The 12,419-nt window shown below is 68.2% G+C and carries 13 protein-coding genes; 5 read left to right on the top strand and 8 right to left on the bottom strand.

Annotated elements, in window-relative coordinates; all coding sequences use genetic code 11:
• Window positions 1-38 precede the first annotated feature (38 nt).
• The 7 genes from BKA15_RS17365 to BKA15_RS17335 form a co-directional block, all read right to left on the bottom strand.
• On the bottom strand, window positions 39-1,217 hold the full coding sequence (locus tag BKA15_RS17365) for a sialidase family protein (RefSeq protein WP_179752816.1): 1,179 nt from the start codon (window positions 1,215-1,217) through the stop codon (window positions 39-41).
• On the bottom strand, window positions 1,214-2,140 hold the full coding sequence (locus tag BKA15_RS17360) for a phosphotransferase enzyme family protein (RefSeq protein ID WP_179752813.1): 927 nt from the start codon (window positions 2,138-2,140) through the stop codon (window positions 1,214-1,216). The genes BKA15_RS17365 and BKA15_RS17360 overlap by 4 nt, the downstream gene beginning before the upstream one ends.
• A 4-nt stretch (window positions 2,141-2,144) precedes the next feature.
• Window positions 2,145-2,900, bottom strand: coding sequence for an ABC transporter ATP-binding protein (locus BKA15_RS17355; RefSeq protein ID WP_312879088.1), 756 nt, complete (start codon window positions 2,898-2,900; stop codon window positions 2,145-2,147).
• A 37-nt stretch (window positions 2,901-2,937) separates the two neighbouring features.
• Window positions 2,938-3,810: an ABC transporter permease gene (locus tag BKA15_RS17350; RefSeq protein ID WP_179752810.1), complete on the bottom strand. Its 873-nt coding sequence runs from the start codon at window positions 3,808-3,810 to the stop codon at window positions 2,938-2,940.
• Between the two features lie 191 nt (window positions 3,811-4,001).
• Window positions 4,002-5,771, bottom strand: coding sequence for an RNA/DNA-binding domain-containing protein (locus BKA15_RS17345; RefSeq protein ID WP_218871424.1), 1,770 nt, complete (start codon window positions 5,769-5,771; stop codon window positions 4,002-4,004).
• A gap of 78 nt (window positions 5,772-5,849) precedes the next feature.
• Window positions 5,850-6,509, bottom strand: a complete 660-nt coding sequence (locus BKA15_RS17340; protein ID WP_179752808.1) for a response regulator transcription factor — start codon at window positions 6,507-6,509, stop codon at window positions 5,850-5,852.
• On the bottom strand, window positions 6,506-7,741 hold the full coding sequence (locus BKA15_RS17335) for a sensor histidine kinase (RefSeq protein ID WP_179752806.1): 1,236 nt from the start codon (window positions 7,739-7,741) through the stop codon (window positions 6,506-6,508). The genes BKA15_RS17340 and BKA15_RS17335 overlap by 4 nt, the downstream gene beginning before the upstream one ends.
• A 261-nt stretch (window positions 7,742-8,002) precedes the next feature.
• Between BKA15_RS17335 and BKA15_RS17330 the strand changes: the two genes are divergently transcribed.
• Both BKA15_RS17330 and BKA15_RS17325 read left to right on the top strand, forming a co-directional pair.
• The gene (locus BKA15_RS17330) at window positions 8,003-8,440 is read left to right on the top strand and encodes a MarR family winged helix-turn-helix transcriptional regulator (RefSeq protein ID WP_179752804.1); all 438 of its coding nucleotides are present in this window, start codon (window positions 8,003-8,005) and stop codon (window positions 8,438-8,440) included.
• Window positions 8,437-8,862 carry an organic hydroperoxide resistance protein gene (locus tag BKA15_RS17325; RefSeq protein WP_281385292.1) on the top strand — a complete coding sequence of 142 codons (426 nt, stop codon included), beginning with the start codon at window positions 8,437-8,439 and terminating at the stop codon, window positions 8,860-8,862. Before BKA15_RS17330 ends, BKA15_RS17325 begins: the two co-directional genes overlap by 4 nt.
• 388 nt (window positions 8,863-9,250) lie before the next feature.
• Here the strand turns inward: BKA15_RS17325 and BKA15_RS17320 are convergent, their stop codons facing one another.
• Window positions 9,251-9,448 (bottom strand): hypothetical protein, encoded by a 198-nt coding sequence (locus tag BKA15_RS17320; RefSeq protein ID WP_179752802.1) that lies wholly within the window; start codon window positions 9,446-9,448, stop codon window positions 9,251-9,253.
• 89 nt (window positions 9,449-9,537) lie between these two features.
• On the opposite strand from BKA15_RS17320, the gene BKA15_RS17315 reads away from it, so the two are divergent.
• Genes BKA15_RS17315 through BKA15_RS37320 form a run of 3 tightly spaced genes read left to right on the top strand, consistent with a single transcriptional unit; the run spans window position 9,538 to window position 12,325 of the window.
• Window positions 9,538-10,542, top strand: a complete 1,005-nt coding sequence (locus tag BKA15_RS17315) for an ABC transporter ATP-binding protein (protein WP_179752800.1) — start codon at window positions 9,538-9,540, stop codon at window positions 10,540-10,542.
• Between the two features lie 47 nt (window positions 10,543-10,589).
• Window positions 10,590-12,068, top strand: coding sequence for a Vps62-related protein (locus BKA15_RS17310; protein ID WP_179752798.1), 1,479 nt, complete (start codon window positions 10,590-10,592; stop codon window positions 12,066-12,068).
• 11 nt (window positions 12,069-12,079) lie between these two features.
• Window positions 12,080-12,325, top strand: a complete 246-nt coding sequence (locus BKA15_RS37320) for an aldo/keto reductase (RefSeq protein ID WP_218872159.1) — start codon at window positions 12,080-12,082, stop codon at window positions 12,323-12,325.
• Window positions 12,326-12,419: the final 94 nt, after the last annotated feature.

Genomic DNA, 12,419 nt, shown 5'->3' with positions numbered 1-12,419 from the left:
AGGCTCCGGGAACGTGTTCGACGCGGGAGTGTGGAAGGTTACGCCGGGTCTGGTGGCCCCGACTTTCCACGTTCTCGGGTCACGAGGCGGTTGGGGCGGGACCAGCGGATCCGGGCGACGATCGTGTCGCCGTCGAAGCCGGTCCTCGGGTTGTGTTCGCCGACGGTGATCCAGGACTCGTCCGGGCTCGCGGCGACGGTGGCGAAGTTGCCGAGCATCGGGACGGTGTTGGGTACGGCACGGCCGTCACCGCGCATCCGGACGGCGATCCGCTCGGTGGCCCGGATCAGCCGCAGCGTCCCGGGATCGACCCGGGCCAGGAAGAGCGGCGCGCGGTGCCTCGGCACGGCAGGGTTGTCGGGAGTCTGCCGGGTGTAGCAGAGGTAGAGCCCGTCGCTGTGGGTCAGCCACTGCTGCTGCGTGGTCGTGGTCGGCAGCGGCTCCCCGTCGTCGTACGTCCACGGCCGCGGGTCGGCCCAGTCCAGCCCGTCGACCGACCGGCTCACGTACGCCAGCCCGTCCTCGGCCCGGATGGTCAGCAGGAACTGATCATGAAACAGTGCCAGGCTCGGCTCCAGCAGGCCCCGGTCCACCGGATGCCGCAGGATCCGCCCGTGTTCACGCACGGTCAGCTGCTCACCGTCGAAGCCGCAGCGCAGGGTGGTCGCGGCCCGATCCCGCCGCCCATACGGCGAGCAGCTGAGCGGCACCAGGACGTCACCGTCGGGCAGCACCAGCCGCTGCCCGCAGCCGCAGGACTGCGACGCCGTCGCCTCGGGATGGCCCCAGTCGAGCTTCCGCCGCGGACCCCAGGTCCCGCCCGGATCCCGTACCGCGTAGAAGATGTAGCGATCCTGCAGGGGTGTGCGCAGCGCACCGTCCTGATACCAGGTGTTCTGGCCCATCGCGATCACGGTGCCGGTTTGCGGATGCAGGCCGGGCGTCACATCGAGGATCGACTCCTCCAGCCCGCCGCCATGATCGATTCGGGCCAGCGACGGGATCGGCTCCGGCCGGCTCCAGGTGGCGCCACCGTCACCCGTCCGGGTCCAGTGCGAGCCGAGGTAGTTGTCGTTGTCGATGATCTCCTGCAGCAACATCAGGACCGAGCCGTCGGGGAGCCGGTCGGCGCGGGTCTGGAACCAGGACACTCCGTCGACCGCGTACCGGAAGACGATCTGCTCGTCGATCCCGGTGATCAACTCGTCGGTGATCATGGAACCAGAAGCTTAAGCGCCTCCAGGTTGCCCGACACCCATCCCTCGCCGAGCGTCTCGCTGCCCAGGATGGCCGGCTTGCGGATCAGGTGGAAGTCCAGGTGCTCGATCGTGGCGGCGATCCGGAGCCACGGCAGCGCGGCGAGTTGATCATCGTCAAGATCACGGACGGTACGGTAGCCGGCCAGAAACGCCGGCCACTGCGGCGTGCCGGCGACCCCGGTCAGATCGTCCACCAGCGGTCCCGGGCCGGCCAGGTCGAAGTCGTAGATGATCATGCTATCGCCCGCGAGCAGCAGGTTGTCCAGCGTCACGTCGCCGTGCCGGACACCCGGCTCCAGCGCCGGCAGCAGCGAGGTCAGCCGTCCCGTGGCCAGGGCGGCCGCCCGTTCCACGAGCTCCCGGTCGGCCGGTGCAAGCCCGTCGACTACGAGCACCCGCCGCAGCGGTGCCAGAATCCGCCCGTCGAGGTCGTACGGCCTCCTCGGCAGCTCACAGACGAAGCCGCGGGCCGCCTCGTGCAGCTCCGCGACCGCCACCCCGAAGCGGCGATAGAGCGCGTCGTCGAACGGCGGCCGCGGCTTGTCCCCGACCACGTACTCGGACAAGGTGACCGGCCGTGGTCCCTCGGGAAAGTCGATCACCGGCACCGGCCCGCCATCGAGGCAGTCACGCACCTGCGGCACCCGGATCCCGCACCCGGTCAGGTGCCGCGTCAGGGCCACCTCCCAGGCCACCTCGTCCACACTCGGCCCGCCGTGCCGGTAGACCTTCAGCAGCTGATCGCCGGACCCGGAACGGACCCGGTACACGTCGTTGACGAAGGACCGGACCAGCACGACCGAGTCGACCGCGAGCCCGTACCGCTCACGGATCAGGGTGGCCAGCCAGTCCGGCCGGGCCAGCGATCGCAAGATCGACAAGAAGTCAGATGTCCTCGGTCGTCGTCGCCGACTTCTTCACCTTGAGGAACTTCATGTACGCGTCGACGACCTCTTCCGGCTCGCCGCGCATCATCAGCTTGCCCTTGTCCAGCCAGATCGCCTCGGTACACATCTCCTTGATGCTGCCCAGGCCGTGCGAGACCAGGAACATGGCCCGAGCGCTCTCACGCAGTTCGGCCATCTTGGCGTTCGCCTTCTCCCGGAAGTGTGCGTCACCGGTGGACAGCGCCTCGTCGATCATCAGGATGTCCGGCTTCATGTGCACGGCGACCGAGAAGCCGAGCCGGGCCGACATGCCGGACGAGTAGGTCCGCATCGGCATGTCGATGAAGTCGCCCAGTTCGGTCCATTCGGCGACGTCGTCGGCCTGCTCCTCGACCTCCTTGCGGGAGAGCCCGGCGGCCAGGCCGCCGAGGATGATGTTCTCGCGGCCGGTCAGGTCCTTGTTGAAACCGACGCCGAGGGCGAGCAGGGTGCTGGCCCGGCCCCACACCTCGATGGTGCCGGAGGACGGCGGCAGGATGCCGGCCATCGCGCGCATCAGGGTGGACTTGCCGGCGCCGTTGGCACCGATGATGCCCATTGCGGTCCCGGTGGGCACCTCGAACGAGACGTCCCGGAGGGCCTTGACCTCCTTGACGGCACGCTGGCCGCGGCCGAACCGGATCAGGGCCTGTTTCAGCGTGGGCTTGCGCTCGAAGGACGTCTTGTACGTGATCGAGAGTTCCTCGACCTTCACCGCGAGCGAGGGTGACGGCGCCTTCGAGGTGTCGGGGTCAGACGAGACGGACAGCAAAATCACGCTCCCTCGACATGAAGAACAGGAATCCGACCACGACGGCCGCCAGGGCCCAGGCGGCGGAAGCGATCCAGGTCACCGGGCCCGGCATCGGACCGTTCTGCACCAGGTCGGTCAGGCCGGTCAGCATGTGGTAGGCCGGGTTGAGCTGGACGACCGTCTGGATGACGCGGTCCATCTTGCTGAGCATCTCGAAGTTCCACAGCACCGGCGACAGGTAGAGCCACAGGCGCAGGAAGTACGGCAGGAAGCTCGACGTGTCCCGGAAGTAGACCTGCATGGTGGCGAAGATCGCGGCCAGGCCCATCCCGAAAATGACGATGCAGGCGAGGAAGTAGAACGAGAGCAGCATCCTCGGGTGCCAGGGCAGGCCGAGGGCTATGTGCGCGATCAGGTACACCGGCAGCGTCGGCAGGAACCGGAAGAACGCGGTCCGCACCGCCGACAGCGGGATCAGCAGCCGCGGAAACGCTGTGTTCATCACAAGTTTGCCGGAGCCGGTCACCGAGGTCGCCCCGGTGCTGACCGAGGTCTGGATCAGCGTGAACGCGAACAGGGCCAGCATCAGGTGGGTGAAGAACGTCGGGTCGTGCCGATTCCGGATGATCGTGACCAGCAGGTAGTAGATGCCGGACATCAGCAGCGGGTTGAGGATCAGCCAGGCCTGGCCGAAGAACGTCGTCGAGTTGGCGCCCCGCATGGTCGCCTTGCTCAGTTCGGCGGCGAAGCCGCGCCGGTGCCACAGCTCCTTGAAGTACGGCACGAAGGGCGGCAGGCCGGCCTTGTGCGCGCCGTAGGAGTGGTACACCGGGTTGAATTCGCGGTCGTCCGTGCGCGTCGGCGTACTCATCCCACCACCGCCTTCATCCTCAACTCTCCATGCCTCTCGATTCCGCCACGGCTCGGCGAATCCCCACGTGCCGGCCGGGCGTCTCCACCTTCTCAAGGCCGATCGAGCGAGGCTAGTCTGCCACGCCCACCCCCTGACGCCCGATTCCGCCGTGTCAGGGGCCGGAACGGGTTGCAGTCCGGGCGGTCTCCTCACTCGTCGAAGAACGCCGGCGCGGCATCGTCGGTCGACTTGACCGCGGTGCGTCTGCGTCCTTTCTGCGGAAACTTCGGCCCCGGCCCGTACCTGACTGCCACTCCCCGGGTTTGCTCGGACACGCGAACCAGCAGTTCTCGGCCGACGAGATCACGAAGCAGATCGCGTGCCTGATAGACGTCGACATCGAAGATCCGCTGCAGGGTCGAGTTGTTGATGGTTCCGTAGTCGCGTAGGTGATCGATGACCTTGCGGTCGGTCTCGGAAGCAGTACGCCTGCTGTAGGCAACGGCAGGTCCGAGTGCCGCCAACGCTGCGCCGGTGAATCGGTAGTTGGGTTGTCGACGGTTCACTGTCCCGGCCGTTGGTTCCAGGATCTTGGCGTCGCCGTGAGCGAGCCGCCGGAGCACTCCTTCCGCCTCCCTCGGATCGCGCTGAATTGCTGTTGAGACGTCCTTGGCAGTGACGCTCCTCTTCTGGCAGAGGAGCAGCGTGATCAGAAGGGCATCGGTGTCTCTCTGTTCGGCTTCCGGAAGGTCCGCGACGAAACGGGCCAATCGAACATTGGGTGGGCCGCCACGGAAGTCGACGACCGTTTCGGTCGTCTGTCCTTCGTCGACGTGAACCCTGGGCACGGTGCGCCCGCTCCGCACCATCTCCCGGTACATCCGGTCGACGCCTTGACCGAGTTCTTCCGCAAGCCCGAGAACGCGCATCGTGGCGGCAAGGAGTGGAAATCGCGCCCGCGACCCATGCGTGAGAATGTTCTGCGGCGTGATCCCACTGACCAACGGTCCGGGAGACCGGACCGTGAGGGCCTCCGGAGAGTGCTCGATTTGGATTGCCCGCCGCTCTCGGAGGTCACCATGGATCAGTGCGTTGGCCAGCCCCTCACGAACGGCAGCGGTCGGATAGTCCTCGATCGCGAGTTGCTGACCCCTGGCGGTGTTGACCGGGGTGACACCGATCCTTGCTGCGATCACGGCCATCGACTCGGTGAACGCGGTCAGCATCGGCGGCTGCCAGCGGCGGACCTGGTCTGCCTCTCCCGAGGCCGTCTGCCGGTGCTGGTAGACGATCAAATCGTGGGCCGTTGAGCCGGAGGGCGGACACAGAAGATAGTCGGCTGTTCGGGTCAGCAGGTCGTCCGGCAGCGCGAGCCGCAGTTCGCGAAGGAGTTCGTGGTCCGCCAGGCGCGCGAGTTGTTCCTTGGCTGTTTCGCCACTCGAGCGTAGGAGAACTCGGAGTTGCTGCATGGCTTGCGGATCCACGTCATCAATCGGACGACCGCTGGGTTGAGCACTCCAGTCGATACCGTTGCGGTCGTCGCTGAGACGCGCGACATCCGCAGGACGCATCGGGCGACATTGGTCGGTCCAACGGCGCAGGAACAACCCTTTGCCTGTCGAGTAGACGTCGAGTCCCTCCGGAACTTGAATCTCCACGAGCCTCTTTCCCGCCCAGATCAACTCGCGGATCGCAACGGTGAGGTGCGGTTCGGTCAGGTCGTAGATCCGCGACCGCAGTTGGTGGAGGTCAAGGTCAGTACCGACGAAGGCATCGGTGCCAGTTCCGACGTCTCGGACGCCCACGACGATGCTGCCACCGCCCGCATTTGCGAAGCAGACGGAAGCCTCGGCGAGGTCCTGAAAGGTCTCCTTCGGATTCGGCTTCTCGGTCTTGAAGTCGAGGACCTGCGTCTCAGCCATCCCTGCCGAGGTCTGGCGTCTTTCGATCGCGTGGAGTACGTCCTCGATGTCCGCCACTTTGATCCTCCTTTGGGTGAGGTAACAGTTTGTTGCTTCACTCAAACTCTTGTCAAAGGCGCGTAGTTGGGACTGCTGCTACTCGGTCGGCACGAGGCCGGTCGTGAAGGCGATCACCACCGCCTGGGTACGGTCCCGGGCGCCGAGCTTGCCAAGCAGGCCGCTGACATGGGTCCGTACGGTCTCGACGCCGAGCACCAGTCGGTCCGCGATCTCGGCGTTGGTCAGGCCCTGCGCGATCAGGCCGAGCACTTCGGTCTCGCGCGGGGTGAGCGGCGGCCCGGTGTAGCCGGCCTTCTCCGGCTTGTGCTGGCCGACCAGTTGCCGGATCGACTCGGGGAAGACCAGGCTGTCGCCGCGGGCCACGGTCCGGACGGCGGAGATCACCTGGTCGGCGTCGGCCCGCTTGAGCAGGAAGCCCGAGGCGCCGGCCCGCATCGCGTCGAACACGTACTCGTCGCTGGCGAACGTCGTGATCACCAGCACCCGCGGCGGCTCCGGCAGCCCGAGCACCAGTTCGGTGGCCCGGATCCCGTCGACGTTCGGCATCCGGACGTCCATGCAGACGACGTCGGGACGCTTGCTCCGGACCACCGAGACCGCCTCGGCGCCGTCGCCGGCCTCGCCGATCACCCGCAGCTGCGGGTCGCTCTCGATGATCGTCTGCAGGCCCTGCCGGACGATCGGCTCGTCGTCGACCAGGACAACGGTGATCTCGCCGTCTGCCGTACCCGTCATGTCCTGCTCCCGTCTGGCGCTGCTTCGGACCTGCTCGTGCCCTGCGCCGGCAGTCGTACCCGAAGAACCCACTCATTCTCGCCGTCGGCGCCCGGCTCGACGCCCGCCGACACGGTGCCGCCGAACAACGCCGCACGTTCCCGCATCCCGGTGATCCCGCGGCCGCCGCTGCTGCGGGCCTGCCGGCGTCTCCGGTACGGGTTGCTGATCATGATCGACACGCCGGCCTCGTCGGCGGTCAGTTCCAGCCGGGTCCGTTCCCCCGTGCCGTGCCGCCGCGCGTTGGTCAGCCCCTCCGAGATAATCCGGTACGCGGTCGTCGACAGCAACGGCGCCAGCCCCGGCGTGATCTCCACCGACGCGTCGATCTCGACGCCGAGTTCGCGGTGGGCGGTGATCAACGTCGGTACGGAGTCCAGGCCCGGGTCGGGAGAGCGCGGCGCGGCCCGGTCCCGCAGCACGGCCAGCATCCGGTCAAGATCATCGGCGGCGTTCCGGGAGGTGGTCTCGATCACCTCGAGCGACCGGGCGGCCTTGTCCGGTTGGGTTTCCAGGATCCGGCGACCGGCGCTGGCCTGCAGCGAGATGATGCTCAGCGCGTGCCCGATCCCGTCGTGCAGGTCCCGGGCCAGCCGGCGGTGCTCGGCCTCGGTCCGCAGCCGCTGCTCGGCCAACTCGAGCCGGTCCCGCCAGGTCGGGCCGAGGAAGATCGGCACCAGCCGGCGCAGCAGCAGCCCGACCAGCCAGGCCGCGACGACGGCCGCGATCAGGGTGACCAGGCCGACCAAGATCGCCAGTGCGACCAGGGCCGGCTCGGCGATCAGCCGACCGTCCGGGCCGATCTCGCCACCGCCGGTGGCCACCCAGCCGCCCAGCGCGACCGGTACGCCGACCAGGGCCAGCCCGATCACGCCGCCGACCAGGATGTGCAGGATCACCCAGGCCGCGGCGCGCCAGCGGTGCTCCCAGGTCGGGTGCTGCGGAGTGATCAACTCCCGGTCCACCCGGAGCAGGGTCCGGCAGGCCGCGACCTCGACCTCGCGCAGCCCGGGCAGCAGCCCGACGGCGAACATCGGCGGCACGACGATGATCACGACCGCCCAGATCGGCAGCGGGGTGAGCGCCACCAGCAACTGACCGACGCCGATCTGGAGCAGCACGAACGCGACGAAGATCGCGGCACCCAGCATCAGGTACGCGACGTTCAGCACGATCGGGCGGACGACGGACATGGCCCTATCCTGCCCGCCGCGGCCGTCCGGCCACTCCCCCGCTCGGGTGGTCCTGGCCCGGCTGAACACGAGCACCGCGCCCGCCCGACTCCGGCGTTGTCGGCTGATCGGTGACCGCGCTGGGTGCTGTCGTCATTCCTCCACGGTTCGACCGATAAAGCGCTTCAGAGCCTTCGAGCGCCCGAGCCGTGGAGCTTTGGCGTCACCGAGCCGGTACCCATTGAGTCGTGCACAACTCAATCGCGTGCAACAGTAGCCGCCATGAAGCACGGTCCGGATCTCGACGCGATGCTCTGCTTCGCGCTCTACTCCGCGAACCATCGGATGGCCCAGCACTACCGGGAGTTGTTGGCCCCCTGGCAGTTGACGTACCCGCAGTATCTGGTGCTGGTCGCCCTCTGGCGGGACCGGCAGCTGACCGTGACCCGACTCGGCAATCTGCTCGGGCTCGACTCGGGCACCGTGTCGCCGCTGCTGAAGCGGCTCGAGGCCCGCGACCTGGTCACCAGGTCCCGCGAGGCGAGCGACGAGCGGGTGGTCACGGTCCGGCTGACCGAGCGCGGCGCGGCACTGGAGGCCGAACTGGCCGACGTTCCGCGCTGCCTGGCCGACCGGGTCGGGATCGATGCCGGCACGGCCCGTGCCCTGCTCGGGCACCTGCACGACTTCACCGAAGGAACCCTGACGAAAGGATCATGATGGAGACGCTCTACACCGCCGAGGCCCTGTCCACCGGAGCCGGGCGGGACGGCCACGTCCGCACGACCGACGGCACGGTCGAGTTCGACCTCGCCGTGCCGAAGGAGATGGGCGGTTCCGGCGAGGGTGCCAACCCGGAGCAGTTGTTCGCGGCGGGCTACTCGGCCTGCTTCCACTCGGCCCTGCAAGCGGTCGCCCGGACCCGGAAGATCCCGGTGGCGGACTCCAGCGTCGGTGCTCGGGTCGGCATCGGCCCGAACGGCCAGGGCGGTTTCCAGCTCGAGGTGCTGCTCGAGGTGACGCTCCCCGGACTGCCTGCTGACCAGGCCCGGGAGCTCGCCGAGGCGGCGCACCAGGTGTGCCCGTACTCGAACGCCACCCGCGGCAACATCGAGGTCACTCTCAATGTCGTCGAGGACTGAGTTCGCTCCACAAGATCATAGAAACGAATCTTTCGAAAAGATACTCTCCATGCGTGGAGAGAGCTGAGCAACCCGACGGGGGCTGGTGGCGCGGGGTCCGGCGAGGGGTCCTGCTGGTGGCGACGGCCGGGCGGTGGTGGTTCGTCGGTACGGTCGCGACGATGGCGCTGTCCGGGCTCGGGCTCGGGGCGGTGGTGCTGGTCGGAGCCGAGGTGTCGCGTCGGTTGACCGCGGGCCCGCCGGGTCTCGACCTGGTCCCGTTGCTCGCTGCCGTGGTGGTCCTGGTCGCGCTGATCGCCTTCGGTCGCCTGATCGGTGCCGGGCTGCATCGGCTGCTGGTGGAGCAGGTGATCTACACCAGCCAGGAGCAGGTGCTGCTGTCCAGTGCCTACAGTGAGGCGCTCGCGTTCGACCGGGCCGAGTTCCACGACGAGTTGCGCCGGGCGAAGAACAGCGCGGATTCGTCGCTGCAGTTGGCGATGTCCGTGCCCCAGCTGTTCGGTTCCGTGGTCGCGGCGATCGGTCTGGTGATGGCGGCGGCTGTCACCGCGCCGGTGATGATCCCGGTGGTCGCGCTCTCCGGCATCCCACTGCTGCTCGTGAGCCGAGCCAACGCCCGGGAGATGTACTCGTTCAGCTTCGGCCAGACCCCGGATGATCGGGAGCGGTTTGGTCGTGGCGGCCACCGGTGTGGCCGCGACCTTCCTGCTGGTCCTCGGGCTCGGCTGGTGGCTGGTCGTCAGCGGGACCGCGACCCTCGCCGACACGGCTGTCGCCGGTGCGACCGCGCTGCTGCTTGGCGCTCAGGTCCAGCAGATTGCGACCAGCCTCGGTCAGCTCAGCGAGCACGGCCTCCGGCTGGCCGACTACGAGCGGCTGCTGAGCACGACGAAGATCAGCAGGGCGATCCACCGCGATCCGGCCCCGCCGTTGCGCCGGCTCACCGTGGACCGGCTCGGCTTCGCGTACCCGGGAGCCTCGAGCCGCGCCGTCGACGACGTCTCGTTCACGGTCGAGGCCGGCGAACTGGTGGCGATCGTCGGCGTCAACGGGTCCGGGAAGACGACCCTGGCCAAGCTCCTCTGCGGGCTCTATCGGCCCGACTCCGGTCACGTCAGCTGGAACGACCGGCCGGTGCACGAGCTGGACCTGCGCGGCGAGGTCGGCGCGATCTTCCAGACCTTCGCCCGCTACTGGTTCAGCGCGGCCGACAACATCGCGATCGGCGACGTGGCCCGGGGCGACACGGTCGACCCGGCGGCGGTCCGGCGGGCAGCCGAGCTGGCCGGGGCGGACGAATTCCTGGGCGAGTTGAGTCAGGGGTACGACACCCGGCTGACCGTCGAGCTCGAGGGCGGCACCGACCTCTCCCTGGGCCAGTGGCAGCGGGTCGCGATCGCCCGGGTGCTCTACCGCGACCCATCCCTGGTGATCTTGGACGAGCCGACCGCCTCCCTCGACCCGCAGGCCGAGGCCGCCCTCTTCGCGACGCTGGATGATCTTCGCCGGGACCGTACCATCGTCATGATCAGCCACCGGTTCTCCTCGGTACGGTCGGCCGACCGGATCCTGGTCGTCGATCAGGGACGGCTGATCGAGCACGGCACCCATGATCAACTGCTGGACCTGGACGGCCACTACGCGCGGCTCTACCGGACCCAGGCCGCAGCCTTCGCCTGAGCGCCAAAGATGCCCGGCCACAGCGCAAGCGCTCTAGAGTGCGGTCCGTGCGCAAAGCGTTGACCCTCCTCCTGTTCCTGGCAGTGCTGGCCGCGGCGGGCTGCGGTCCGGAGCAAGAGGCCGGCCCGACGGCGGCGGCGACCCCGCCGCCGACCGGTTCCGCCAGCACCGCCCCGTCCAGCGAAGGACCGGCGACGGCCGGCCCGGCCGCTGGGGGCGGCTCGCTCGAACTGGCGAAGAAATACGCGCCGCTGGTCCGGATGGGCCAGGGCGAGAAGAACCTGCCGATCGATGCGGTGTTCTTCATCAAGAGTTCAGAACTGCGCTGGAACCGCGACGATCGCTGCGACGACGACCTGATCGACCGGACCCCGACGCCGGAGAAGCTCGCCGATCCGGCGGCCTACCGGGCCCAGAAGACGGTCGACGGCGAGTGCGACCAACGGGAGGGCCGGGAGTACAACACGACCGAGCGGACCCGCCCGTACGCGAACGAGGAGACGCTCGGCAAGGAGGGCTACTTCCTCGATGCCATGAACGTCGTCCACGAGGTGGGCAAGGTCAAGGACGACGCCGAGACGCCGGCCTACGTCGAGTACGTCCCCGGCACCGGCGACGACCAGGGCAAGACCGCCTACATCTACTGGTTCTTCTACCCGTACAACACCTGGACCAACCCGACGCCGGGCGCCAAGGGCAAGGGCGGCAACCACGAGGGCGACTGGGAACGGATCACGGTGGTGGTCGGTGCCAACGGCAAGCCGGAGAGTGTGGTGTTCTCCCAGCACGACACGAAGTGCCGGATGGACTTCGCCAAGGTGGCCGGGAAGGACGGGCACCCGGTGGCCTATTCGGCGGTCGGCAGCCACGGCTCGTACCCGATCGGAGACGCGCGGTACAAGATCGAAAGCCTGCCGGGCCCGCTGAAGGCGCTGGGCATGCTCGAGGACCGGACCAGCACCAAGGGCGAGTCGTGGAAGACCTGGCTGCACCTGAAGGAGGTGCAGCGTGAGCCCTGGTGGGGCTATGCCGGCGGCTGGGGCGAGGTCGGCGGCCCGATCGGCGCCATGGATCTGGACAAGCACCAGACCGGGCCGGAGGGTCCGAACCCGATCAAGCAGAAGGAGCAGATGGTCCGGGAGGCGTTCGAAACCGACGCCGCCTGCCCCGACCCGGTGTCGATCGACAACCCAACGGACCCGAAGCAGGCCGCGATCACCCGCCTCGAGTACTACCTGCACGCCATCGGCCGGCACGACGCCGGCAACGCCTGCTCGATCTCCGCGCCCAAGATCAGGCCGCTCTGCCTGTTCGCCCTGCCGCAGGCGTTCAAGGAGATGAGCGAGCAGGAGGCGAAGGTGCTGCGGACGATCAAGATCGATCCGGCGAAGGTACGGAAGGTCTCCGGCAAGCGCTACGAGTTCCCGCCCGCATCCCTGCGCGGCAAGACCACGGTGGACGGCACCCTGGTGATGATCAAGATCAAGAAGCAGTGGTACCTGACCGATGAACAGGGTGCTCCGTAGCGAGGCTTGAGCTGGAGCGCCCTCCAGCTCGTACGGTCGCCGGACGGACTACAGATCTCTCGGAGCCACCGGTCGTCGCGGAGGCCGGCCGCACCGTCCCGCAGGTCGCGGTCCGCTGGCTGCTCCAGCAGCCCGGGGTCACCGCACCCATCATCGGGCCGCGAACGCCGGCCTACCTGACGACCTGCTCGGCTCGATCGGCGGGGAACTCACCCGGGAACAGATGGATCGCCTCGACGTCGCGAGCCGGCCGGTAGCGCGCTCCCTTACCCCCGTTTCCTGTGAATCTCTTGTGCACTTCCTAGGCGTCGGTCGGGGTTCAGTGCACCGTGAACGAGCGGACAGCACGCA

Origin of the sequence: Microlunatus parietis (genome assembly GCF_013407955.1) — a bacterium.
Lineage (GTDB): Bacteria > Actinomycetota > Actinomycetes > Propionibacteriales > Propionibacteriaceae > Microlunatus > Microlunatus parietis.
The sequence above is the reverse complement of the archived record's forward strand: the minus strand, read 5'-3'. Positions and strand labels throughout refer to the sequence as shown.

Coding starts and splice junctions, on each gene's coding strand:
- BKA15_RS17365 (WP_179752816.1), bottom strand. CDS start 1,217: ATGATCACCGACGAGTTGATCACCGGGATCGACGAGCAGATCGTCTTC.
- BKA15_RS17350 (WP_179752810.1), bottom strand. CDS start 3,810: ATGAGTACGCCGACGCGCACGGACGACCGCGAATTCAACCCGGTGTAC.
- BKA15_RS17340 (WP_179752808.1), bottom strand. CDS start 6,509: ATGACGGGTACGGCAGACGGCGAGATCACCGTTGTCCTGGTCGACGAC.
- BKA15_RS17335 (WP_179752806.1), bottom strand. CDS start 7,741: ATGTCCGTCGTCCGCCCGATCGTGCTGAACGTCGCGTACCTGATGCTG.
- BKA15_RS17330 (WP_179752804.1), top strand. CDS start 8,003: ATGAAGCACGGTCCGGATCTCGACGCGATGCTCTGCTTCGCGCTCTAC.
- BKA15_RS17325 (WP_281385292.1), top strand. CDS start 8,437: ATGATGGAGACGCTCTACACCGCCGAGGCCCTGTCCACCGGAGCCGGG.
- BKA15_RS17320 (WP_179752802.1), bottom strand. CDS start 9,448: ATGCCGGAGAGCGCGACCACCGGGATCATCACCGGCGCGGTGACAGCC.